The 24,447-nt window shown below is 69.2% G+C and carries 21 protein-coding genes; 6 read left to right on the top strand and 15 right to left on the bottom strand.

What is annotated here, in order from left to right:
- Positions 1-14 precede the first annotated feature (14 nt).
- Positions 15-572, top strand: a complete 558-nt coding sequence (locus tag RAC81_RS02410; protein WP_375080838.1) for a GNAT family N-acetyltransferase — start codon at positions 15-17, stop codon at positions 570-572.
- Positions 573-587: 15 nt separating this feature from the next.
- Here RAC81_RS02410 and ligA read toward each other — a convergent pair whose 3' ends face one another.
- From ligA to RAC81_RS02395, 3 genes are read right to left on the bottom strand one after another with little or no spacing between them, the layout of a single operon-like run.
- A complete protein-coding gene (ligA, locus tag RAC81_RS02405) occupies positions 588-2,903 on the bottom strand; it encodes an NAD-dependent DNA ligase LigA (protein WP_375080837.1) in 2,316 nt (771 codons plus the stop codon).
- Positions 2,904-2,942: 39 nt separating this feature from the next.
- Positions 2,943-4,040, bottom strand: coding sequence for a tRNA 2-thiouridine(34) synthase MnmA (mnmA, locus tag RAC81_RS02400; RefSeq protein ID WP_375080836.1), 1,098 nt, complete (start codon positions 4,038-4,040; stop codon positions 2,943-2,945).
- A gap of 9 nt (positions 4,041-4,049) precedes the next feature.
- A complete protein-coding gene (locus RAC81_RS02395) occupies positions 4,050-5,225 on the bottom strand; it encodes a cysteine desulfurase family protein (protein WP_375080835.1) in 1,176 nt (391 codons plus the stop codon).
- A gap of 127 nt (positions 5,226-5,352) precedes the next feature.
- On the opposite strand from RAC81_RS02395, the gene glgX reads away from it, so the two are divergent.
- The 3 genes from glgX to glgB all read left to right on the top strand — a co-directional run bounded on the left by glgX (position 5,353) and on the right by glgB (position 11,762).
- Positions 5,353-7,425, top strand: coding sequence for a glycogen debranching protein GlgX (glgX, locus tag RAC81_RS02390; protein ID WP_375080834.1), 2,073 nt, complete (start codon positions 5,353-5,355; stop codon positions 7,423-7,425).
- A gap of 63 nt (positions 7,426-7,488) precedes the next feature.
- Positions 7,489-9,561, top strand: coding sequence for an alpha-1,4-glucan--maltose-1-phosphate maltosyltransferase (locus RAC81_RS02385; RefSeq protein WP_375080833.1), 2,073 nt, complete (start codon positions 7,489-7,491; stop codon positions 9,559-9,561).
- Positions 9,558-11,762 carry a 1,4-alpha-glucan branching protein GlgB gene (gene glgB / locus RAC81_RS02380; protein ID WP_375080832.1) on the top strand — a complete coding sequence of 735 codons (2,205 nt, stop codon included), beginning with the start codon at positions 9,558-9,560 and terminating at the stop codon, positions 11,760-11,762. Before RAC81_RS02385 ends, glgB begins: the two co-directional genes overlap by 4 nt.
- 74 nt (positions 11,763-11,836) lie before the next feature.
- On the opposite strand, the gene RAC81_RS02375 is transcribed toward glgB, so the two are convergent.
- Both RAC81_RS02375 and RAC81_RS02370 read right to left on the bottom strand, forming a co-directional pair.
- Positions 11,837-12,748, bottom strand: coding sequence for a tetratricopeptide repeat protein (locus tag RAC81_RS02375; protein WP_375080989.1), 912 nt, complete (start codon positions 12,746-12,748; stop codon positions 11,837-11,839).
- A 20-nt stretch (positions 12,749-12,768) separates the two neighbouring features.
- The gene (locus RAC81_RS02370) at positions 12,769-14,754 is read right to left on the bottom strand and encodes a glycosyl transferase (RefSeq protein ID WP_375080831.1); all 1,986 of its coding nucleotides are present in this window, start codon (positions 14,752-14,754) and stop codon (positions 12,769-12,771) included.
- Between the two features lie 181 nt (positions 14,755-14,935).
- Between RAC81_RS02370 and RAC81_RS02365 the strand changes: the two genes are divergently transcribed.
- A complete protein-coding gene (locus RAC81_RS02365) occupies positions 14,936-15,985 on the top strand; it encodes an AI-2E family transporter (RefSeq protein ID WP_251585387.1) in 1,050 nt (349 codons plus the stop codon).
- Here RAC81_RS02365 and RAC81_RS02360 read toward each other — a convergent pair.
- The 9 genes from RAC81_RS02360 to rpsB form a co-directional block, all read right to left on the bottom strand.
- Positions 15,982-16,695, bottom strand: coding sequence for an alpha/beta hydrolase (locus tag RAC81_RS02360; protein ID WP_375080830.1), 714 nt, complete (start codon positions 16,693-16,695; stop codon positions 15,982-15,984). The two genes, RAC81_RS02365 and RAC81_RS02360, sit on opposite strands and share 4 nt — an antisense overlap.
- A gap of 2 nt (positions 16,696-16,697) precedes the next feature.
- Positions 16,698-16,985 carry a hypothetical protein gene (locus RAC81_RS02355; protein ID WP_375080829.1) on the bottom strand — a complete coding sequence of 96 codons (288 nt, stop codon included), beginning with the start codon at positions 16,983-16,985 and terminating at the stop codon, positions 16,698-16,700.
- A 9-nt stretch (positions 16,986-16,994) separates the two neighbouring features.
- The gene (locus RAC81_RS02350) at positions 16,995-17,669 is read right to left on the bottom strand and encodes a transglycosylase SLT domain-containing protein (RefSeq protein WP_375080828.1); all 675 of its coding nucleotides are present in this window, start codon (positions 17,667-17,669) and stop codon (positions 16,995-16,997) included.
- Positions 17,670-17,717: 48 nt separating this feature from the next.
- On the bottom strand, positions 17,718-18,299 hold the full coding sequence (locus RAC81_RS02345; RefSeq protein WP_375080827.1) for a DivIVA domain-containing protein: 582 nt from the start codon (positions 18,297-18,299) through the stop codon (positions 17,718-17,720).
- Positions 18,299-19,483, bottom strand: coding sequence for a phosphatidate cytidylyltransferase (locus RAC81_RS02340; protein ID WP_375080826.1), 1,185 nt, complete (start codon positions 19,481-19,483; stop codon positions 18,299-18,301). The genes RAC81_RS02345 and RAC81_RS02340 overlap by 1 nt, the downstream gene beginning before the upstream one ends.
- Before the next feature lie 5 nt (positions 19,484-19,488).
- Positions 19,489-20,043 carry a ribosome recycling factor gene (gene frr, locus RAC81_RS02335; protein WP_096715987.1) on the bottom strand — a complete coding sequence of 185 codons (555 nt, stop codon included), beginning with the start codon at positions 20,041-20,043 and terminating at the stop codon, positions 19,489-19,491.
- Positions 20,044-20,106: 63 nt separating this feature from the next.
- Positions 20,107-20,823 carry a UMP kinase gene (gene pyrH / locus RAC81_RS02330; RefSeq protein ID WP_096715986.1) on the bottom strand — a complete coding sequence of 239 codons (717 nt, stop codon included), beginning with the start codon at positions 20,821-20,823 and terminating at the stop codon, positions 20,107-20,109.
- 91 nt (positions 20,824-20,914) lie between these two features.
- Complete coding sequence (gene tsf, locus RAC81_RS02325; protein ID WP_375080825.1) at positions 20,915-21,742, bottom strand: translation elongation factor Ts; 828 nt, start codon at positions 21,740-21,742, stop codon at positions 20,915-20,917.
- Between the two features lie 44 nt (positions 21,743-21,786).
- Positions 21,787-22,680, bottom strand: coding sequence for a 30S ribosomal protein S2 (gene rpsB / locus RAC81_RS02320; protein WP_375080824.1), 894 nt, complete (start codon positions 22,678-22,680; stop codon positions 21,787-21,789).
- A gap of 308 nt (positions 22,681-22,988) precedes the next feature.
- Between rpsB and RAC81_RS02315 the strand changes: the two genes are divergently transcribed.
- Entirely contained in the window at positions 22,989-23,516 is a 528-nt protein-coding gene (locus RAC81_RS02315; RefSeq protein ID WP_375080823.1) for a murein hydrolase activator EnvC family protein, read from the top strand.
- Positions 23,517-23,531: 15 nt separating this feature from the next.
- Here RAC81_RS02315 and RAC81_RS02310 read toward each other — a convergent pair whose 3' ends face one another.
- Positions 23,532-24,434, bottom strand: a complete 903-nt coding sequence (locus RAC81_RS02310) for a tyrosine recombinase (protein ID WP_375080822.1) — start codon at positions 24,432-24,434, stop codon at positions 23,532-23,534.
- Positions 24,435-24,447 lie beyond the last annotated feature (13 nt).

Below are 24,447 nucleotides of genomic sequence, written 5' to 3'. Positions count from 1 at the left end.
GCGAGGGTGACCGGATGCTGATGATCAGGGACGCCACCGTCGCGGACGCGCGCGGCGTCGCCGTCGTCCACGTCGATTCGTGGCGCGCGGCCTACGTCGGACTCATCGATCAGGCCGTGCTCGATCGGCAGAGCGTCGAGGCGCGCACGGCGATGTGGTCGACCTGGATCGAGCGCTCGCTCGCCGGACAGTCGACCGACGGGTACGGACCGGTTCCGCACCGTCTCGTCGTCGCTGAAATCGACGACCGCATCGTCGGCTGGGCGAGCTTCGGCGCGGGACGCGATGATGACCTGACAGATCGTGGCGAGATCGCCGGTCTGTACGCGCATCCCGACGTCTGGTCGCAGGGCGTCGGTCGTGCGCTCATCGGCCACGCCGAGGACGCGTTGCGGACGAGCGGCTGGTCTGCCGCGTACCTCTGGGTGTTGAAGGGCAACGAGCGAGCGATCGGCTTCTACCGCGCGCACGGCTGGACCGCCGATGGCGGCGAGAAGATCGGCGACGGCGGCAGTGTGCAGGGCTTGCACGAGCTGCGCCTCATCACAGACCTCGCCGATCCCGCGGGGTGACCGCAGGTCGTCGCCTCAGTCCAGCGCGTCCGGGCCTTCGGTCACGAGGATGCGGAACTGTGCGGCGTCGAGGATGCGGATGCCGAGCTCCTCGGCTTTCGCGAGCTTCGACCCGGCGCCGGGGCCGGCCGCGACGAAGTCGGTCTTCTTCGAGACGCTCGATGCAGCCTTGCCTCCCGCCTGGATGATCGCCTCTTGCGCACCGTCGCGCGTGTAGCCGTCGAGGGATCCGGTCGCGACGACCGTGAGGCCCTCCAGCACGCCTCCCTCGGCGACGGCTCCCCCGGGGCCGGGGTGGCCGGGGGTCGCCCACTGCACTCCGGCTTCCGTCCACTGGCGCACGATGTCCTGGTGCCAGTCGACCTCGAACCAGGCGAGGAGGGAGTCCGCGATGATGCCGCCCACTCCCTCGACGGCGGCGAGTTCGTCGCGGGACGCCTCCCGGATGGCATCGAGCGAACCGAACCACTGCGCGAGCGCGCGAGCGGCCGAGGGACCGACGTGACGGATGTTGAGGGATACGAGCAGACGCCAGAGGTCCTTCGTCTTGGCCTTCTCCAGCTCCGCCAGCAGCGTCACCGCCTGCGACGACGGCTGAGGCCCCTCGATGCCCGACTTCTTCTCGGCGGCCGTGGGATTGCGACGGAACGGCGCCCGCGTCTTCACCAGGCCGTCCTCGTCCTCCTTGGGCAGTCCCGTCTCGGCATCCTTGACGACGAGCTCGATCGGAACGATCTGCTCGAGCGTGAGGGCGAAGAGCCCTGCCTCTGTCTCGAGGGGCGGGATCGACGGCGACGTCGGCTGCGTGAGAGCCGCGGCGGTCACCTCGCCGAGCGCCTCGATGTCGAGACCGCCGCGCGAGCCGATGTGCTCGACCCGGCCGCGCACCTGAGCGGGGCACGAACGGGCGTTCGGGCACCGGAGGTCGATGTCGCCCTCCTTCATCGGCCGCAGCGGGGTGCCGCACTCGGGGCAATCGGCGGGCATGACGAACTCGCGCTCGCTGCCGTCGCGCTTCTCGACCACCGGGCCGAGCACCTCGGGGATCACGTCGCCGGCTTTGCGGAGCACGACGGTATCGCCGATGAGGACGCCCTTCGCCTTCACGACGTCTTTGTTGTGCAGCGTGGCCTGACGGACGACCGACCCGGCGACGTGCGCGGGCGCCATCACGGCGAAGGGCGTCGCACGACCCGTGCGACCGACCGACACGACGATGTCGAGCAGCTTCGTCTGCACCTCCTCGGGCGGGTACTTGTAGGCGATGGCCCATCGCGGTGCGCGGCTCGTCGCCCCCAGCTCGTCGTGCAGCGCGAGCTCGTCGACCTTGACGACGATGCCGTCGAGCTCGTGCTCGATGTCGTGACGGTGCTCCCCGAAGTACTCGACGAACTCGACGACGTCGTCGACCGTCGTGCAGACCCTGGTGTGCGGGCTGGTCGGCAGGCCCCACTCGGCGAGGAGCTCGTAGACCTGGCTCTGGGCCGCGACGGGCGGGTTCTCCCACGCGCCGATCCCGTGCACGTAGAGGTCGAGCGACTCGATGCGGAGCAGGCCCGCCTCGAGCTCCATGCCGTTCTTCTTGTCGATCTGCTGCCGCAGCCCGCCGCTCGCGGCGTTGCGGGGGTTCGCGAAGGCGGGGAACCGTCGAGCGGCAGCCGTGCGTGCCTTCTCCTCGTCGAACGGCTTCTTCGCGCCCGCCCGGGTTTCCCAGCGCTCCAGGGCTTCGGCATATGCCCGCTCACGGAACTCCGCCTGGGCGGCGTTCAACCGTTCGAACGCCGCGACGGGGATGAAGACCTCGCCGCGGACTTCCACGATGGACGGGTGCCCCGAACCGCTCAGCTGCGCCGGGATCATGGGCAGTCGCAGGGCGTTCTCGGTCACGATCTCACCGACGCGTCCGTCTCCACGCGTCGCGGCAGACGTCAGGCGTCCGTTCTCGTACCGGAGGTTGATCGCGAGGCCGTCGATCTTCAGTTCGGTGAGCCAGTCCACGTCTCGTCCCGCAGAGGCACGGGTCTTGGCGGCCCATTCGCGAAGCTCGTCGATCGAGAAGACGTTGTCGAGGCTCAGCATCCGCTCGGCGTGCTCGATCGTCGCGAGCCCCGTGGCCTCGGCCGCGCCGACCATCTGGGTCGGCGAATCCTGCCCCTGCAGCTCCGGGTGCAGCCTTTCGAGTTCTTCGAGTCGGTGCATCCAGCCGTCGTACGTGAAGTCGTCGACGATCGAGGTGTCGCGCCCGTAGTAGGCGTCTTTGGCCTCGAGGATGCGGGTCGTCAGCTCCTCGGCCTCGGTACGGGCGTCTTCCAACGAGATGTTCTCCGGCACCCCGCCAGTCTACGAGCGGGCACCGACAAACGAAGGGGGCTACGCGCCGACCGGGACCGCTGATATCGTGCGGTCGATCGTGAACTGACCGAGCACCCGCGTGCCGACGTAGAGCACGGCGGTCTGGCCCGGGGCGACGCCGTCGAGCGGCTCGTCCGGAACCACGCGGACGCCGTCCGACTCGACGAACGCGTGCGCTGCGACGGGCTCCGCGTGCGCGCGGATCTGCACGTCGCACCGGAACTCGCCGTCGACCGGGGCAGCGCCCGCCCAGCTGAATCGCGCACCCGCGATCTCCCGGGTTGCCAGAGCCTCCTTCGGCCCCACGACCACCGTGTTCGACACGGGGCGCACCTCGAGCACGAACCGGGGCTTGCCGTCCGGAGCGGGCACGCCGAGTTTGAGGCCTCGGCGCTGCCCGACCGTGAAGGCGTGGGCGCCCTCGTGGGAGCCGACCACGGCGCCGGTCCTGTCGACGATCTCGCCGGTCGCGGTGCCGACCTTCTCGGCGAGCCACCCGCGCGTGTCGCCGTCGGGGATGAAGCAGATGTCGTGGCTGTCCGGCTTCTGCGCGACGCTCAGCCCTCGGGCCTCGGCCTCCGCCCGCACGACCGCCTTCGACGGCGTGGTGCCGAGCGGGAAGTACGTGTGCGCGAGCTGCTCCGCCGTCAGGACGCCCAGCACGTAGGACTGGTCCTTCGCGTTGTCCGCTGCTCTGTGCAGCTCGAGTCCCGACTCCGTCGGCACGAGCGTGGCGTAGTGCCCGGTGCAGACCGCGTCGAAGCCGAGCTCGATCGCGCGCTCCAGCAGCGCCGCGAACTTGATCTTCTCGTTGCACCGCATGCACGGATTCGGGGTGCGTCCGGCCTGGTACTCCGAGACGAAGTCGGCGATGACGTCGTCGCGGAAACGCTCGGAGAAGTCCCATACGTAGAAGGGGATGCCGAGCAGATCGGCGGCTCGACGTGCGTCGAGCGCGTCCTCGATCGTGCAGCATCCCCGGCTGCCGGTGCGCAGCGTGCCGCCGGCGCGCGAGAGCGCGAGGTGCACGCCGACGACGTCGTGCCCCGCCTCGACGGCACGGGCCGCCGCCACGGCGGAGTCGACGCCACCGCTCATGGCCGCGAGAATCCTCATGCGTCCAGTCTACGAGCGCGTGGCTGAGCCGGACCCGGACGCCCTTGCGTAGGCGTCGGCGATCGCCGTCAGCACGGCGTCGACATCGGCATCCGTCGACGTGCGTCCCAACGAGAAGCGCAGCACGCTTCTGGCGTCCTGCTCGCTTCGCCCCATCGCCATCACGACGTGAGAGGGCTCGGCGACGCCCGCCTGGCAGGCGGATCCGGTGGATGCGGCGACGCCGGCCATGTCGAGGAGGAACAGCAGGCTCTCCCCCACCGCGCCCGGGAACAGGAGGTGCGCGTTCCCCGGCAGACGATGGACCGGATCGCCGAGCAGTTCGGCCGAGGGCACGCGCGCGAGCACGCCGGAGACGAGTCGGTCGCGCAGGACGCAGAGCCTGGCCGATTCCGCTTCGCGCTCCGACTCCGCGAGCTCGAGCGCCGTCGCGAAGGCGGCGGCGCCGGCGACGTCCTGCGTCCCGGCGCGGAGATTCCGCTGCTGCGCTCCGCCGTGCAGCAGCGCGCTCAGGCGAGCCGTCCTCGAGGTCACGAGCGCGCCGACGCCGACGGGGGCGCCGATCTTGTGGCCGGCGACGCTCATCGCCACGAGGCCGACCGCATCGGCTGCATCCCCGCGCAGTCGACGGAACGACAGCGGAATGTGGCCGAGGGCGGAGACGGCGTCGAGGTGCAGCGGCACGCTCGCCTCCGCCGACGCTCGGGCGAGTGCATCGCCGTCGTTGAGGGTCCCCGCCTCGTTGTTCGCGATGAGGGCCGTGGCCAGGGCTGCGCCGGGAAGCGCGTCGCGGAAGGCATCCACCTCGATCGCCGCGTGCGATGTCACGGCGACGGAACGGAGCGCGGCGCCGCCTGCGACCAGCGCGCCGACCGTGTCCATCGTGGCGTGGTGCTCCGCATCCGGCATCACGATCGCGTCCGTGCCGACGGGGCGGGCGGCCCAGAGCCCTTTCAGCGCCAGGTTGATCGACTCCGTGCCGCCCGAGGTGAAGACCACCTCGATCGGGTCGCAGTCGAGCACAGCCGCCGCACGCTCACGCGACTCCTCGAGCAGCCGCCTCGCATCCTGCCCGGCGCCGTGGGTCGATGACGCGTTGCCGACGATCTCGCTCGCCCGGAGCCACGCTTCACGGGCCTCGGGGCGCAGCGGGCTCGTGGCCGCGTGGTCGAGGTAATGCCGCATGTCTCCATCGTCGCGCATTTCGCTTGCGCCGGCTCGCGGGTGGTCCCGGGGCGCCCGCGAGCGCAGAGGACATGGGACCGTGTGCGCACGATTCTGGCACTGAGGTCCAGACCTCTAGGGTGTACTCATGCCCGCGACTCGAGACAGCACCGTGCCCGGGGGAACCACCCTCGACCACCTCGGCGTCCGTCTTCACGACGGCGTCGGAACGCTTCGCATCTGGTCACAGAACGCGTCCTCGGTCGAGCTCGTGATCTTCGACGCCGAGGACCTCGACTGGGCGACCGATCAGGTGAGCCTCGAACGCCTGCCCGGCGGGGTCTGGGAGGTCACCACTCCCCTGCTGCAGCCCGGAACCCGCTACGCGATTCGCGTCGGGGGCCCGCACGGCCCCGGCAACACCTTCAACTCCGAGACCCTGCTCCTCGATCCGTACGCGCGCGGCCTCGCGCAGGGTGGCGGCTACGAGGAGTGGCGGTCGGTCGTCATCGCAGACGGCTTCGACTGGGGCGACTCCGTCAAGCCGCGCATCCCCCTCGATCTCACAGTGATCTACGAGGGGCATCTCAAGGGCCTCACGAAGCGGCAGCCCGACATGCCGCCCGCGCTGCACGGCACCTATGCCGGCCTCGCGCATCCGGCGATGATCGAGTACTTCCATTCGCTGGGCATCACCTCGATCGAACTGCTCCCGGTGCAGGCCTTCGTACCCGAGCCCCGTCTCTTGGAGCGGGGGCTCACGAACTACTGGGGCTACAACACCCTCAACTTCTTCACCCCGCACACCGCCTACGCGACGGAGGATGCCCGCAAGTGCGGACCAGAGGCCGTTCTCGCCGAGTTCAAGGGCATGGTGCGCCTGCTGCACGAGGCGGGCCTCGAAGTCATCCTCGACGTGGTCTACAACCACACCTCCGAGGAGGGCATCGGCGGCCCGAGGTCGAGCCTCCGGGGCATCGACAACGCGAGCTACTACCGGCAGGACGCATCAGGGGTCTATATCGACACCACCGGCTGCGGCAACACGCTCAACACGGCGACGGATGCCGGCGCGCGCCTGGTGCTCGACTCGCTGCGCTACTGGGCGCAGGAGATGCAGATCGACGGCTTCCGCTTCGATCTCGCCACGGCGATCGCGCGGGACGGGACACACACCTACACGCCCGAGCACCCGCTGCTCACCGCGATCGCCGCCGACCCCGCGCTCAAGGACACCAAGCTGATCGCGGAGCCCTGGGACGTGGGCCTGGGCGGGTGGCAGACCGGCAACTTCCCGTCGGGATGGCACGAGTGGAACGATCGCTACCGTGACCGCGTCCGCAACTTCTGGCTGAGTGACATCGACTACGCCCGGCGGGCATCCGCCCCGGTCGGGATCGGCGGCTTCGCGACCCGCCTCGCCGGTTCGTCGAACACGTTCTCGGAGGACCGCGGGCCGCTCGCGAGCGTGAACTTCGTCACGGCCCACGACGGCTTCACCCTGCACGACCTCGTCTCATACGACGTGAAGCACAACGAGGCGAACGGCGAGCACAACCGGGACGGGGCCGACACCAACCGCGCATTCAACCACGGGATCGAGGGCCCGACCGACGACTCGGCCATCCTCTCCGCGCGCCGCAAGGCGATGCGCAACCTCCTCGGCACCCTGCTCCTGTCCGCCGGCATCCCGATGCTCACCGCCGGTGACGAGGTCGGCCGCAGCCAGCGCGGCAACAACAACGCCTATGCGCAGGACTCGCCCCTCACCTGGCTGAGCTGGGATCCGGAGCCGTGGCAGGAGGATCTCCGTGCGCACGTCACCCGCCTGATCGCCCTGCGCGAGGAGAACCCGGCGCTCCGCCCCAGCCGATATGCGCGGCTGGGCGAGCACATCCCGAACGCCTCGGTCATGGACTGGTTCGATCAGAACGGCGACACCATGGAGAGCGAGCAGTGGAGCGACCCGGGCAACCGGACGCTGCAGTACGTCGCCGCCTCGACGCCCGACCGCGAAGAGGCCAACCGCATCCTGCTGATCGTGCACGGCACCGAGTCGCCGATCGACGTCCGACTGCCCGACGTGCTCGAAGACGCGACGCGATTCGTGTCGCTGTGGTCGAGTGCGGACGAGCGTCCGGACAGTCACGGCGAGGTGTACGCCCCTGGCGACGTGCTGCCCATCCCCGGCACGTCGATGCACCTCTTCCGCGTGGAATGATCCGCGGCGCGCCGGTCGTCCGGCGCGCTACCCGCTGCCTGGCCGTCGCGGTACTGTCGGGGAGTGGCCGCACGCACGAGTACCCGCCCGAAGGCTTTCCGGAGTCCCACCGAGATCCCGCTGCGCGCGCTCGGCGCCGTGCAGGATCCGACAGACCTGCGCGCCGGACGCATACCGCTGACGGCAGCGACACCGGCGGTGCCCGGAGGGTTCACGCCCAAGGCGTTCGTGGGCGAGGTCGTCCCGTTCGGCGTGGTCGCGTTCCGCGAGGGTCACGACCTGATCGGCGTCCAGCTGCGCCTGACGTCGCCTGGCGGTGAGGAGAGCCTGCACCGTCTCCGACCCCTGCTCGACGGCACCGACCGGTGGTCAGCCGAGATCGCACTCGATGTTCAGGGGACCTGGTCGTTCCGTTTCGAGGCGTTCTCCGACGACTTCGCGACGTGGGCCCATGCGACGGAGGTGAAGGTCGCGGCGGGTGTCGACGTGCCGGTGATGGCCGCTCTCGGGGCCGATCTCCTCACTCGTGCGGCGGCGGAGAAGGACCGACCCGCCGCCCAGCGACGACTCCTCACCGCCCTCGCTGCAGAACTGCGCGCCGGCGACGCCGATCGCACGTTGGAGCTGTCGACGGATACCGACCTCGCGCGGATCTTCTCCGAGAGGCCGCTCACCACCCTCCGCTCGGCATCCGAGATCCGTCCCCTGCTGGTCGAGCGCACCGCCGCCGGCGTCGGAGCCTGGTACGAGTTCTTCCCGCGGTCCGAGGGCGCGAAGCGTCTCAAAGACGGATCCATCAAGAGCGGCACCTTCCGCACCGCCGCGAAGCGCCTCCCCGCTGTGGCGGGCATGGGCTTCGACATCGTCTACCTCGTCCCCATCCACCCGATCGGCACGACGAACCGCAAAGGCCGTAACAACACACTCACCGCGGAACCCGGGGATCCCGGCTCGCCGTACGCCATCGGCGCGGCCGAGGGCGGGCACGACGCGATCCACCCCGAACTCGGAACCCCGGCGGACTTCCGCGCCTTCGTCCGCGCCGCCCAGAGGGAGGGTCTGGAGGTCGCACTCGACCTCGCGCTGCAGGCCTCCCCCGACCACCCGTGGGTCGCCGAGCACCCCGAGTGGTTCACGACGCTCCCCGACGGTACGATCGCGTTCGCCGAGAACCCGCCGAAGAAGTATCAGGACATCTATCCGCTGAACTTCGACAACGATCCGGCGGGGATCTACGCCGAGATGCTGCGCATCGTGCAGCACTGGGTGCGTCAGGGAGTGAAGATCTTCCGCGTCGACAACCCGCACACCAAGCCGCTGCAGTTCTGGGAATGGTTGATCGCCACGGTGAACGCCGCCGACCCCGACGTGATCTTCCTGGCCGAGGCGTTCACCAGGCCCGCGGTGATGCGCGCGCTCGCCGCTGTCGGGTTCCAGCAGAGCTACAGCTACTTCACGTGGCGCAACACCAAGGCCGAACTCGAGGAGTTCCTCGAGACCATCGCGCACGAGACCAGCGACTACATGCGCCCGAACCTCTTCGTGAACACCCACGACATCCTCACCGAGTACCTCCAGTTCGGCGGCAGGGCGGCGTACCGCGTCCGCGCGTGCATCGGCGCCACCGCCGCGCCGGTGTACGGGGTGTACGCCGGCTACGAGCTCTTCGAGAACGTCGCGCGTCCCGGCTCCGAGGAGAACATCGACAACGAGAAGTACGAGTTCAAGCTGCGGGACTGGGATGCCGCGGAGCAGTCCGGCGACTCCCTCGCCCCGTTGCTCCGTCGCCTCAACGGCATCCGTCGTGAGCATCCGGCACTGCGTCAGTTGCGCAACCTCTCCGTGCACTGGAGCGACGACGATGCGATCCTCGTCTACAGCAAGCACCTCGACGCCGCCTTCACCGGCACGGGGGAACCCGACACGATCATCGTCGTCGCCAACGTCGACCCGCACTCGGTGCGCGAGACCACCGTCCACCTGGACACCACGGTCTGGGGTATCACGCCCGGCGAGCCCTTCGAGGTCGAAGACCTGCTGACGGGCGCCGTCTGGACCTGGACGGACCACAACTACGTGCGCCTCGACGCCTTCGCCGAACCGGTGCACATCCTGAAGGTGAGGGGACGAGCATGAGCTACGTCGAAGACGCGACCGCCTCGACGGAGTGGGGTTCCATCGCCGCCGGCACACATCACGATCCGCATTCCGTCCTCGGCGCGCACCCCCACCGCGACGGGTCCGAGCGCACCGTCACCGCGATCCGCGTGCGCCGCCCGCTCGCCTCGACCGTCGCCGCCGTGTTCCGCGACGGCACCCGTCTGGACCTGCACCACGTCGCGCACGGGATCTGGGAGGCGCAGCACGACGGCTCGCCCGTCGCATATCGCGTCGCCACAGCATACGGCGACGACGAGGAGACGATCGTCGGCGATCCGTACCGGCACCCGCCCACGCTCGGTGAGCTCGACGTGCATCTCATCGCTGAAGGACGCCACGAACGCCTCTGGGAGGTCCTGGGATCGCACGCGAGAGACGCCGACGGCGACACCGGAGTGTCGTTCGCGGTGTGGGCGCCCAATGCCACGGCCGTGCGCGTGGTCGGCGACTTCAACGGCTGGAACGGCGAAGGCCACGCGATGCGCTCGATGGGCGTGAGCGGCCTCTGGGAACTCTTCATCCCCGATGTCGCCGTCGGCTCGACGTACAAGTACCAGATCCGCACGCGCGACGGATCCTGGATCTTCAAGGCAGACCCCATGGCCCAGGCGGCCCAGACTCCGCCCGAGACGGCCTCGATCGTGACCGCCTCTTCGTACGCCTGGTCGGACGGCGCGTGGATGACGCGGAGGGCCGCCACACACGCCGTCGCTCAGCCGCTGTCGGTGTACGAGGTGCATCTCGGATCCTGGCGCTCCGGTCTGGGCTACCGCGAGATCGCCGACCCGCTGATCGCGCACGTGACCGAGGCCGGTTTCACGCACGTCGAGTTCATGCCCCTGGCCGAGCACCCGTTCGGCGGTTCGTGGGGCTACCAGGTCAGCGGCTACTACGCGGCGACGAGCCGGTTCGGCTCACCCGACGATCTGCGGTACCTCATCGACCGCCTCCACCAGGCCGGCATCGGCGTGATCATGGACTGGGTCCCCGGACACTTCCCGAAGGACGCGTTCGCGCTCGCGCGCTTCGACGGACAGCCGCTCTACGAGCACCCCGACCCCCGTCGCGGTGAGCACCAGGACTGGGGCACGCTGATCTTCGACTACGGACGCCCCGAGGTACGCGGCTTCCTCGTCGCGAATGCGCTGTTCTGGCTGCAGGAGTTCCACGTGGACGGCTTGCGCGTGGACGCTGTCGCATCGATGCTGTACCTCGACTACTCGCGGAACGCCGGCGAATGGGAGCCGAACATCCACGGCGGACGCGAGAACCTCGAGGCCATCCGGTTCCTGCAGGAGGTCAACGCGACCGCCTATCGCCTGCACCCCGGCATCCTCATGATCGCCGAGGAGTCGACCAGCTTCCCCGGAGTCACCGCTCCGACGGACCACGCCGGTCTGGGGTTCGGCTTCAAATGGAACATGGGGTGGATGAACGACTCGCTCCAGTACATCGAGCGCGACCCGATGTATCGCGCGCACCATGAGGGCGAGATGACGTTCTCGTTCGTCTACGCGTTCGGGGAGAACTATCTCCTCCCCATCAGCCACGACGAGGTGGTGCACGGCAAGGGCAGCCTGCTGTCGAAGATGCCCGGAGACCATTGGCACAAGCTCGCGAACGCCCGCGCCTATCTCGCATACATGTGGGGGCATCCCGGCAAGAAGCTGCTCTTCATGGGGCAGGAGTTCGGCCAGCTCGCGGAGTGGTCGGAGTCGCGGGAACTCGACTGGTGGCTGCTCGACCAGCCCTCCCATGCGCAGCTGCAGCAGTTCGTCAGCGAGCTCAACCACGCCTACCGCACCCAGGCGCCGCTCTGGGAGCGCGACAACGACGCTTCCTCGTTCTCGCGCCTCGGGGCCCCCACCTGGGACCCCACGGTCATCGCCTTCGAGCGGCGCGACGCGCACGGCGGCCGACTCGTCGTCATCAGCAACTTCGCCGGCGTGGAGCGCACGGGGTACCGGCTCGAGTTCCCCCGCTCGGGCGTGTGGCAGGAGATCCTCAACTCGGACGCCGCCGCGTTCGGCGGCCGCGGGTCGGGCAACCTCGGCATGGTCGTCGCGGAGAGCGCCGACGGTGGAGCGCCGGTCGCTTCGGTGACGCTGCCCGCGCTGTCGACGATCTGGCTGCGTTTCCAGAACGACCCTCACGTCCCGACCGTGAACCACGGCTGAGGCTGCCGGACAGGCGAAGAGGGCGGCGAGACGCGGGTCTCGCCGCCCTCTTCGCGTACGTGGTGACGACGTCGTCAGAACAGCAGCGACGACAGGCGGTTGCGAGCCGAGACGACCCGCGGGTCTGCCGCGCCGATGAGTCCGAACAGCTCCACCAGACGCTCCCGGACCGGCGTGCGCTGGTCCGACGGCAGCTGCGCGAAAAGGTCGAGCAGCCTCCCGAACGCGTCCTCGACGTGGCCACCGGCGAGATCGAGGTCGGCGACGTCGAACTGGGCCTGGGCGTCGAGCGGTGCGGCCGCGGCAGCGGCCCGGGCCGCCTGAAGGTCGAGCTTCTGCACGCGGTCGAGCAGACGGACCTGACCGAGGCCCGCGATCGCGTCTTCGTCCCGCGGGTTCTCCGCGAGGGCCTTCTCGTACGCGGTGATCGCTGCGGCGTAATCGCCCACCTCGATCGCGGCGAACGCCTCGGCGTGCAGCGGGGGAAGCGGCGGCTCAGCATCCGGTTCCGTTCCCTCGGCGTCCGCACCGCCGACCGGGAGCGTGCCGGTGACACCGTTCTGCGCGGCGACCTGGAGCAGCTGCGCGAACACCTCGCGCACCTGCTGCTCCGGCACGGCGCCGGTGAACATGGGCACCGGCTGCCCGGCGATCAGTGCGACCACCATGGGGATCGACTGCGCTCGGAACCCCTGCGCGAGCTGCGGGTTCGCATCGACATCGACCTTCGCGAGCAGGACTCGTCCGCCGAGTTCGCGCGTGACCTTCTCGATGATGGGGCTCAGCTGCTTGCAGGGCCCGCACCACTCGGCCCACAGGTCGACGACCACGGGCACCGTGCGCGAGATCTCGAGGATCTGCCCGAACGACTCGTCGGTCGCGTCGACGACCACGTCGGTCAGCGCACCCGCGGGGGCCTGCGCAGTTCCCGCGGCAGGCGCGGCAGGGCGGTTGCGCAGACTCGACAGGTCGACGGCGCCGCGCATCGCGGCAGGAGAGATATCTGTCACTTGATCACCTCGACGGAGAGTAGGTCCTGACGGACGGCGAGAAGCTTGATCTGCTCCGTCGATCCCTGCGCGGGGACGGAGAAGAACAACTGGAACTCGTACTTCGTGGTCACGCCCTTGGCGGACTCGGTCACTCCCGTGAGCGCCTTCGCCTGGACGTTGTCGCCGAAGCGGATCACGGCGTCGGCCGACGTCGGCGTCACGCTCTCGGTGTCGATCAGCGAGACGCTGACGATCGCACCGCTTCCCAGAGTCGTCATCGATACCGGTGCGGAGTCGGCCGGAACGATGTCGAAGGACGTCTGCGACGTCTCCGCGGCGCCGTTGTCGGCGAGGTTCTGCACGACGGCCTGGCGACTGTCCCTGATCGACTTCGCGAGGTTCAGCGCGTTGTCGTCGAAGAGGCCGTACGACGGGCTCTGTTCGGCGGCGTCGACGACGTCCGAGAAGGCCGGCGCGAGTTCGCCGGGAGGCAGCCCGAGGAACGCCGAGTCGGCCGGCACGAGCGAGGTTCCGAGCCAGGATGCCGCGACGTCGGGGAAGACGGCGTCCGCCGACATCTCCGCCATGTTGGTGACCTTGTAGTTCGACCACGGGTCCTGCTGGGTCATGGTCAGGATCACGGGCGGAACGGTGTCGTCGCCCTCGCTCTTCGACAGCATGAGCACCGTGCGCGGCCAGCGGTCGGTCGCCTCGGGGAGCACGACCTCCACGTCGTCGGTCGGGATCGCCGCAGGGACCGGCGTCTCGGGGACCGCGGTCCGCAGGGCGTACTCGGTCTTGCGCGCCGCGAGGGCAGGACCGTCGAGACGGGTTCCCGCCAGATCGATGTCCATGGCCGTGTCGGCCTCGGAGAGCGTGGCTGAGGCCTCCTGCAGGATGCGCTTCGCCTGCGCCTCGGTGACTGCGGGCGGCTTCTGGTTCTCGGGCGCGATGACGGTCTCGCTCGGCGAGGGCGTCGGCGAGGCCTGATCGAACTGCGGCCACGAGTCCGGCGAGCATCCGGTCGCCAGGACGGCGGTGAGCGCGACCACCGGCAGCGCCAGCAGGCGGCGGCGGCGCGAGGGCAGCTGCGCGCGATTCTCCGAGCGCTTCCCGTCTGTCCGATCTCCGCTGGATGCGTTCGGCTCGCCCGAGGAGCCGTCCGAGGCGTCGGTCGACGGCGCGTCGCCTTCCGAGGCCGGTGACTCGATGGCGGCACGGTCGGCCGGGGGCAGCTGCGCCACGTCGATCGGCTGCGTCGCCGGGAGCGGACCGAGCCCCTTGCGCCGGGGGCCCCGGCCACGCCGCTGGTGTCGGATCGCGAGGACGTAGAGCACGAGTCCGACGGCGAGGACGATCGCCCCAGCGGTCAGGAGCGGACCGGCGAGCGGCGTGGAATTGTCGAGCGGCCACGAGACCGCGATGTCGTCGGGCGCGTCCTGGGTGCCGTCGTACGCGATCAGGACGCTCACGCCGTCGGGGACCTGCATGTCGGCGATCAGCGAGTCGGTGTCGGTGAACGAGTCGAGCCACAGGTCGGATCCGACGGGACTGCGGCCGGCTCCTTCCGCTGTCGCGCCGTCTGCGGTCGTGCCGTCGGCGGCCGCTCCGTCGGCCGCAGGGGTCTCCGTCGGCGCAGGGGTGGGCGTTGCACCATCGGAGTCGTCCTCGGACGTCTGCGCCGCGACGTGTTCGACGTCGAGGCCGCCCTCGTCTCCCACCGTGACGTGGTTGTAGTCCACGTCCGCGAGCCACGCCTCCATGTCGGCGGTCCGGCCGTATGCGGCGAAGATGTCGCCGTCGCCGCGGACGAGCAGCGTCTGTGCCCCCGGGTTCTCGCGGAGCACTTCGCCGTCCATGAGCACGAACGGCGCCGGCTGATCCACCTCGACGCTGACCTTCTGACTCGACGGGCCCATGAACACGGTGCGCTGGGCGATGCCCGCACCGATCAGTCCCGCGGCCAGGACGAAGGCCACGACGGCCCATACGAAACGCACGAATAGTCTCCTCACGCGCCCCGGACGCACGCCCGAGTCGCAACACTCGACGTTTCAGACTAGCGAAATCACCTGTGTGTTGCCCACGAGGGACGAGGCGACGACCATCGGCGGCACGTCGCGCCGCGGCTCCGTCGGCGCGATGGATAACCTTGAGCAACCGGATCCCCGAGGAGTACAGATGAAGATCCACAATCCCTTCCGCTCCGCCCTCGTGGCGACGCTCGGAGTGGGACTGGGGATCCTGCTCATCACCAGCGTGCAGAGCCTCTCCACGGTGCTCCTCTACGTCGGCACCGCGCTGTTCCTGAGCCTGGGGCTCGACCCGCTCGTCTCGTTCCTCGAGAGGCGGCGACTCCCCCGCTGGTCGGCCGTGCTCGTCACGATCGTCGCAGTCCTCGGCATCTTCGCCGGGATCATCCTCATCGTGATCCCCGTGCTCGTGGATCAGATCTCGCAGCTCGTGAGCCAGATCACCGTGATCGTCAGCCGCCCCAGTCTGCTGAGCGACATCGAGGAGTGGATCACTGGAGCGTTCCCGAACCTCGACGTCGAGCGCGTGCTGCAGGAGGCGCAGGCGTGGGTCATCGCGAACCTGGGCGACATCACCAACCGCGTCATCAACGCGAGTCTGTCCGTGGTGACCGGTCTGTTCGGCGCGTTCATCGTGCTGATCCTGACGATCTACCTCACAGCGTCCACGCCGTCGCTCAAGCGGGCCGTGTACCAGCTCGCCCCGGCGTCGAAGCGTGATCGCTTCATCGACCTCTCCGAGCAGATCACCGACTCGGTGGGCTATTACGTCATGGGCCAGGTGTCGCTCGGCGTGATCAACGGCGTGCTCAGCATGATCTTCCTCTCGATCATTCAAGCGCCGTTCCCCGCCGTGCTCGCCGTGGTCGCGTTCTTCTTCTCGCTGATCCCGCTCGTGGGGACGCTGACCGGGTCCACCCTCATCGTCCTCGTCTGCCTGATCCCCGGCCTCGGCTCCCCCGCGACCGCGATCGCCGCCGCGATCTACTACCTGATCTACATGCAGATCGAGGCATACGTGGTCTCCCCGCGCATCATGAGCAGGGCCGTGTCGGTCCCCGGCGCCGTCGTCGTCGTCGCGGCACTCGCCGGTGGCAGCCTTCTCGGGCTCCTGGGCGCGCTCATCGCGATACCCGTGGCCGCCAGCATCCTGATCATCTACCGCCAGGTGCTGATCCCCCGGATGAACGAGCTCTAGGCCGAGGGCCATTCCGTCGGCAGCGGCAGGGCCGCCGGGTTGACCGCCGCGACGACCTCGGTGAGGACGCGCCGGGTCTGGCTCTCCCCCACCCACAGGTGCTTGCCGCCCTCGACCGCGATGAGCTCGGCGTGCGGGATCGCGGAGAAGCGCTCGCGCGCCTCGTCGGGGCGCAGGTAGTCGTCGAGCTCCGGCACGAGGACGACGACCTTGCGTCCGTCGCCCGCCCAAGCGGCCACCTCGTCGTCGGTGGCGCGATGCAGCGGCGGTGACAGCAGGATCACTCCCTCGACATCATGCTCGCGGCCGTACTTCAGCGCGAGCTCGGTGCCGAACGACCAGCCGAGCAGCCACGGGCGCGGAAGCGCGCGCTCGCGCACGAACTCCATGGCCGCAGCGACATCGAACCTCTCGGACGCTCCGCCGTCGAAGGCGCCCTCGCTGGTGCCGCGCGGTGAACTCGTCCCGCGTGTGTTGAACCGCAGCACGGCGAGGTCGGCGAGGGCGGGGAGGCGCGCTGCCGCCTTTCGTAGGATGTGCGAGTCCATGAAGCCCCCGGCCGTCGGCAGCGGATGCAGCGTCACGAGGGTGGCGAGCGGTTCAGCGGTCTCGGGGAGCGACAGCTCGCCCACCAGGGTGAGATCATCCGCCGTTCGGAGTTCGATGTCCTCGCGACGGGCGGGCAGTTCCAACGGTCCACGGATTTCCATGCTCACCCGATCCTCCAACAGTGCGAATGCCAGTGTCTGCGCGCGGCCAGATCAGCCGCGTCCCCGAGCACGCCGTCAGCGCGCCACACCACGACGTGTGCGGTCCCCGGTGCGATCACGCGCCCGCAGCCGGGACAGCTGTACTCCTTCTGCGCCTGGATCGCTGAGACGGGCTGAACCGTCCATTCGACACCGCGACGCGTCTCGGTGCGCTTCCAGGAGGAGAGCAGGCGCTCGAGGGAGTCGTCGGCGTCAGGGCGCGCCGGACGCCGTTTGCGCGAACGGGGCATGACCCGAGGTCACCACCAGTGGTTCTTGGTCCAGAAGGCGTGGGCCCCGGCCCAGCTTCCGTAGCGACCCGTCGCGTACCCCGTGGCCCAGCGAAGGTTGTCGACGGGGTCGTAGCCGTTACCGGGCACCTTGCTGCACGGGAGGGCCTGGACGAGGCCGCATGCGCCCGACGACTTGTTCGTCGCGTTCGGGTTCCAGCCGCTCTCCCGCGAGACGATGTAGTCGACGTATCCCCAGTCGGACTCCGCGATACCGGCCGCTGCCATCCACTCGGCCGGTGCGCCACCGCCCGTGTAGAAGAGCGGTCCGCCGCCGCCTGAGCTCGACTTCTCGGAGGTGCTGGCGGCCACGGTCGGCGTCGGCGTGGGCTTCGGGGTCACGTAGACCGAGAACGTGCCGCGCTGGACGGGCGCGATCTCGGCGCCCTCCACGGTCACCGTGATGTTCTGCGTATCGGCCAGCGCCGCCGCGTACGCCGATTCGGGGCCGGCCTCTACGGGCTGCTCGGCGAGGGCCACGCCGGTGGGAGCGACCATGGCGGCGGCGAATCCGACGACCGCGAGAGCGCTGAAGAACCCGACGAGCCCCCGGCGCCGCGAGCCTGCGCGCGGCGAGAGGACTCGCGATGCGGGCACCGGCGAGCGATCGTTGCGATGGGTGATCATGTCGTTTCGGGAGTTCACGATAGGGGGCAGTCTACCCAATCGGGTGCGGATGGACCACGGAAACGTTCAGCGAACGGCCAGGATCACGTCGATGGTCGCGTCCAGGAGGGCGTCGACCTGCTCTTCACGATAGCCGCCCCGCTGCATCCGGAACGCCGCACCTCGCAGCTGCTCCGCGGTCAGCGGCTCGCCGTCGCGGAGGTAGCGGACGACGCGAGAGGCGACGTGGTCGACCTCGTCGACGCGATAGCCGAACGTCAGCACTCCGGTGCGGGCGAACCGGTGGCGCTGGGGTCGGGCGAGATGGTCGAGGATGACCTGCGCCTCCGCCCTGGCCTCCTGCACCCACGCTCCGGCGCCCTTCTCCCGCACGGACTGCTCGCGGGCGCGGCCTGCGAGAGCGTCCTCCACCCGTCCCAGCGCCGCATCGACTTCCGAGATCACATACCCGTTCTTCACGAGCGGGAAGGACGCCACACGCACGTCGGCCGCGGTGAGGTCTCCACCGTTCTCGAACGCCGAGCGGGCAGCGGCGAGGAAGGTGTCGACGGCAGCGCGGTGGTATCCGCGCGTGCGTCCGGTCGTCAGCGAGAAGGCCGGACGGGCATCGGCGACCTGCGTCGAGTCGAGTCGTTCTTCTGTAGCCATCACAGCACCGTCCAGGAGGAGAAGAGGAAGTAGAGGCAGAGTGCGGGGATCGTCGACGGAAGGATGCTGTCGAGCCGGTCGAGGAGACCGCCGTGCCCCGGCAGCCATGAGCTCATGTCCTTGATCCCGAGGTCGCGCTTCAGCATGGACTCGCCGAGGTCGCCCAGCGTCGCGGACAGAAGGATCGCGGCGCCGAAGATGACCCCGATCCACCACGGCAGGTGGAGGAGGTAGATCGCGAGGAGCACACCGGCTGCGATGGAGCCGACGACCGCACCGCCGAAGCCCTCCCACGTCTTCTTCGGACTGATGCGCGGAGCCATCGGATGTCGTCCGAAAGCCAGACCTGCGGCGTACGCACCGGTGTCGGCGACGACGGCGATCACGATGAAGCTCAGCACCCACCACTCGCCACCCTCCTGACCGAGGAGGATGAGCGCGACGGCGGCGAGGAACGGCACGTAGATCTGCACGAACCCGCCGATCACGGCGTCCGCGAGCACGTCTCCGTAGGTCCGGCCGTCCTTGGCGACCATCTGGGCCATGAGCCGCCACACCACGACGAATGCGACCGCGAGGAACAGCGTCACCCACACGAGCCAGAGGTCGAGGAAATAGGCGGAGAGCACGAGGCAGCCTGCGGCGATGAACTGCGGAACGAGGTCGATCCGACGGCCGGAGCCGCGCAACGCGAGCGAGAGCTCGTAGACCCCCAGCAGCGCAGCCGCCAAGGCGAACGGCACGAAGAGGATCTTGATGAACAGCAGCGAGGCGAGCAGTGCGGCACCGAAGGCCAAGCCGATCAGGATGGCCAGGATGAGGTCGCGACCGGTTCGCTCCTTGATGCGCTCGTTGGCCATGTCGATCTGGTCGCGTGCGTGGGAGACGTGGGTGCCGAACTCGTCTCGCGCGGCGCGCCACTGCTCGCGGATCGCGTTGTGGTCACCGGTCGCCAGTGTCGGTGCGAGCACGGCCGGCGGCACTGCCGGCAGCGGCTCTACCGGCAGTGGCTCTGCCGGCAGCGGTTCCGCAGGCAGCGGCGGGCGGGGAGGGATGCTGTCGGCGTCGAACCCCGGGAACGCGGAATCACCCAGCGGGGCTCCGTCCGCAGAGGACGCCGAATCGCGCGCATCGCGGCGCGTCTGCGGCGTCTCGGGTCCTTCGCCGATGGGATCGTCGGACATACCGCCTACACCTCGAGGAGTTCGGCCTCTTTGCGCTTGAGAGCGTCGTCGATGAGGTCGACGTGCTGGCGCGTGATGACGTCGAGTTCCTTCTCGCCTCGAGCGATCTCGTCCTCGCCGAGATCGCTCTTGAGTGCGTCCAGCTCGTCCTTGGACTTACGACGGATCCCGCGGACGTGCACCTTCGCGTCCTCCGCCTTCGACTTCACGAGCTTGACGTACTCCTTGCGGCGCTCGGCGGTGAGCTCGGGCATCGTGACGCGCACGAGGTTGCCGTCGTTCGTGGGGTTCGCACCGAGGTTCGGCATGTCGCGGATCGCCTGCTCGATCGCCTTGAGCGCCGACTTGTCGTACGGCGTGATGATGAGGGTGCGAGCCTCCTGGTTGGCCAGGGAGGCGAGCTGTGCGAGCGGCGTCGGCGTGCCGTAGTAGTCCACCAGGACCTTCTGGAAGAGCTGCGGGTTCGCCCGCCCGGTGCGCACCGTGGAGAAGTCCTCCTTGGCGGCTTCGACCGCCCGCGCCATGCGAGTGGTGGTTTCAGCGAGGACGTCCGCGATCACGGTGGCTCCTATCGTCGGGGTGTTGAAGAATTCTATCGGGCCGGGCGCGCAACGCCTGTCAGGTCACGCGGTGACGAGTGTGCCGATCGGCTCGCCGAGCAGCGCCTTCGTCACGTTGCCCGCGGGCTCCATGCCGAACACGCGCATGTCCATGTTGTTGTCCATGCAGAGGCTGAAGGCGGTGGAGTCGACGACCTTGAGTCCGCGCTGCAGGGCGTCGCGGTAGGTGACGCGGTCGATGCGCTCGGCATCCGCGTGCTTGTTGGGGTCCGCGGTGTAGATGGCGTCGACACCGTTCTTGGCGACGAGCACCTCTTTCGCGCCGATCTCGAGCGCGCGCTGCGCGGCGACCGTGTCGGTGGAGAAGTACGGAAGGCCGGCCCCGGCGCCGAAGATGACGACACGCCCCTTCTCCATGTGACGCTCCGCGCGGCGCGGGATGTACGGCTCGGCGACCTGGGTCATCGAGATCGCGGACTGCACGCGGGTCGGCGCGCCGGCCTGCTCGAGGAAGTCCTGCAGCGCGAGCGCGTTCATCACAGTGCCGAGCATTCCCATGTAGTCCGCGCGACCGCGGTCCATACCGCGCTGACTCAGCTCGGCTCCGCGGAAGAAGTTGCCGCCGCCCACGACGATGGCGATCTCCACGCGATCGACGGCTGCGGCGATGTCGCGCGCGATCTGGCTGACGACGTCGGGGTTGACGCCGAGCTGTCCGGCGCCGAACGCCTCTCCGGAGAGCTTGAGCAGGACGCGGCGGCGTCCGGTGCGTTCGGTCATGGGTGTTGTCCTCTCGTCCCGATTCAAGATAGTGCCTCGTGGGCATGAAGAAGGGGTTCGGACCTCATGGATCCGAACCCCTTCGACCGTGCTACGCGCCGACCTTGAAGCGCGCGAACTCCGTCACGGTGATACCGGCGTCCTTCGCCACCTGGGCGACGGAGAGCTTGTTGTCCTTCGCGTAGTCCTGCTCGAGCAGTGCGACCTGCTTGATGAACGCGGACACGCGGCCCTCGACGATCTTGGGCAGAGCCGCTTCCGGCTTGCCCTCGTTGCGGGAGATCTCGGTGACGATCTCGCGCTCCTTCTCGACGGCCTCCGCCGGCACGTCCTCGCGGGACAGGTACGACGGGTTGGCGAACGAGATGTGCTGAGCGATGCTGCGCGCGGTCTCGGCGTCGTCACCCGAGTAGGCGACGACGACGCCGATCTGCGGCGGCAGGTCCTTGCTGGTGCGGTGCAGGTACACCTCGACCTTGTCGCCGGTCACGGTGCGGACCTGACGCAGCTCGACCTTCTCGCCGATGATGGCGGCCTCTTCCGAGATCACCGTCTCGACGTTCTTGTCACCGGCCGGAGCCGCGAGTGCGGCCTCGACGGAGTCCGCCTTGACAGCGGCGACGGCGTCGGCGACCTTGTCGGCCAGCGCGATGAAGCGCTCGTTCTTCGCGACGAAGTCGGTCTCGCAGGCGAGCTCGATCAGCGTCACTGCGCCGTCCTGCTCGCGAGCGACGACGAGGCCCTCGCTGGTCGAACGGTCGGCGCGCTTGGCGTTGCCCTTCGCACCCTTCAGGCGCAGGATCTCGGTGGCCTTCTCGACGTCGCCGTCGGCCTCCTCGAGCGCCTTCTTGGTGTCGACCATTCCCGTGCCGAGCTGCTCACGCAGCGCCTTGAGGTCGGCGATGGTGAAGTTGGCCATGTGTGGTGGCTCCTTGCTTCGTGATGTGTGTGGTGGTCGCGGAATTACTTGGCGTCTGCTGCCTCGGCGGCGGCGACCTCGGCGGTCTCCTCACCGGCAGCGTCGGCGATCGCCTCGTCGTGAGCCTCGGCGCCTGCGGCGTCGGCGGGCGTCTCGGCGGTCTCAGCCTCGGTGACCTCCTCGGCGGGGGTCGCGAGGAGCTCCTTCTCCCACTCGGCCAGCGGCTCGGCGTCGCCCGACTCGGGGTTGTGCTTCTGCTGCAGGCCCTCGGCCGCGGCGTCGGCGATGATGCGCGTCAGCAGCGAGACGGAGCGGATCGCGTCGTCGTTGCCGGGGATCGGGTACTGGAAGTCGTCGGGGTCGGCGTTCGTGTCGAGGATGCCGATGACCGGGATGCCGAGCTTCTTGGCCTCGTCGATCGCGAGGTGCTCACGCTTGGCGTCGACGACCCAGAGGGCGGACGGAGTCTTGGTGAGGTTGCGGATACCGCCGAGCGACTTGTGCAGCTTGTCGAGCTCGCGCTTCTTGAGCAGCAGCTCCTTCTTGGTGAAGCCCGATGCGGCGGGGTTCTCGTAGTCGAGCTCCTCGAGCTCCTTCATGCGGGCGAGACGCTTCGCGATGGTGGAGAAGTTGGTGAGGAGGCCGCCGAGCCAGCGCTGGTTCACGAAGGGCTGGCCGACGCGGGTCGCCTGCTCCGCGAGAATCTCCTGCGCCTGCTTCTTGGTGCCCACGAAGAGGATGGTGCCGCCGTGGGCGACCGTCTCCTTGACGAAGTCGTAGGCCTTGTCGATGTAGCCCAGCGACTGCTGCAGGTCGATGATGTGGATGCCGCTGCGCTCGGTGAGGATGAAGCGCTTCACCTTCGGGTTCCACCGACGGGTCTGGTGTCCGAAGTGCACGCCGCTGTCGAGCAGCTGGCGGATGGTGACCACAGCCATGGTCGTCTCCTTGTTCTGGCGCGAGAACGCGCCGTTGAGGTTTGTCGAACCGATCGGACGATCGGATTCCCTGGTGCCCGGCGCACTCCCGCCCGTTCGAGAACAGGACCTGTGGGAATGGATGCCGCGACCGGAGTCGCTGTGGGCACGCGTAGTCACCCCGATATCGAGGTGCTCCTCCAGCATACAGGATCGCCCGGCGTCACTCCTCCTCCACGACCGACGGCAGAAGGGCGGTTCTCCCCCGCATCCGTGGAGCGCGCGGAACGAGGCGCCGAACCCTCTGGGGCGGCCTCCAAGCTGTCATCATGAGACACCGACTGGCACTCGCGGTACTGCTCGTGATGGCGCTGCTCCTGCTCTTCCAGCCGGGTCGAGCCGTCGGCGACGGAGCGACGCCGCCCGATCGCGGCGAGTACCCGCGGTGGCAGTGGCCCGTCGAGGCACCGCACGAGGTCGTCGAGCCCTACCGCGCGCCCGCCCATCGATACGGGGCGGGGCATCGCGGCGTCGACCTTCGCGCGGAGGTCGGCGCCGACGTGCGCGCTCCCGCCGACGGCGTCGTCGCCTTCCGCGGGGTCGTCGTCGACCGCCCCGTGCTGACGATCGAGCACGCCGGTGAGCTCGTGTCGTCGTATGAGCCGTTGGCATCGGATCTCGCCCCCGGGACGGCGGTCTCGGTCGGGGATGTCATCGGAACGGTCGCGGTCGGCGGTCATGCCGTCGCCGGCACGCTGCATGTGGGCGTCCGATTTCGAGGCGACTACGTGAATCCCATGCTGCTGTTCGGCGACGTGCCGCGCGCGGTGCTGCTCCCCTGCTGCGACGACGCGTGATCCCGGTCTGCCGGGTCAGGCCCGCGGATGAGCCAGGCGGTAGGTCGCGGCAAGGCGCTCCGACGAGACGTGGGTGTAGATCTGGGTCGTCCCGAGACTGGCGTGGCCGAGGATCTCCTGCACGGCGCGGAGGTCGGCTCCGCCGTCGAGCAGGTGAGTAGCCGCCGTGTGGCGCAGAGCGTGCGGCCCGACTGTCTCCGCTCCGACGAGAGGGGCGAGCACCTCGGCCACCAGTGTGTAGACCGCCCGTGGCCCGACACGACCACCACGAGCACCGAGGAAGAGCGCCGGCGATGTCGCTGACGCTCGTGCCGCGAGCGCCGGACGTCCGCGGGTGAGATACGCTCCGATGGCGTCGCGAGCGGGTGCGCCGAAGGGAACGACCCGCTCCTTCCCGCCCTTGCCGAGCACGCGCGCGGTGCCGCGGTCGAGATCCACGTCGTCGACGTCGAGGCCGCACAGCTCAGAGACCCGGATACCGGCGCCGTACAGGAGCTCGAGGGTCGCATGGTCACGGAGCGCGACCGGGTCGCCGCTCGACGCGGCTGCTCGCTGCGTATCGAGGAGCGCCGTCATGGAGTCCTTCGACGCGACGGTCGGCAGTGTGCGTCCGCGCTTCGGCGCTACCAAACGGAGGCTCGGATCGTGGGCGATGAGCTCCTGCTCGCGCGCCCAAGCGAAGAAGGACCTGACGGCTGCGGTCCGCCTGGCGAGCGTCGAGCGGGCATCGCCCCTCTGGGTCGCTGCCCACAGCCAGTCACGCAGGTCTTCCAAGGTCACCTGATCCACCGACGCCTGGCCGACTGCCGCCGAGAGATCGCGGAGGTCGGAGCGGTACGCCCGAACAGTGGCGGGAGAGAGCCGACGCACCCGATCGAGGTGATCGACGAATGCCGACGCGGCCGCGCTGAGCTCCATATGGAGAGCTTGC

The sequence above is a fragment of the Microbacterium sp. CR_7 genome (assembly GCF_041954755.1).
In the GTDB taxonomy this organism is placed as follows: Bacteria; Actinomycetota; Actinomycetes; order Actinomycetales; family Microbacteriaceae; genus Microbacterium.
Note: the sequence above shows the minus strand (reverse complement) of the source record. Positions and strands in the feature narration are given on the sequence as shown.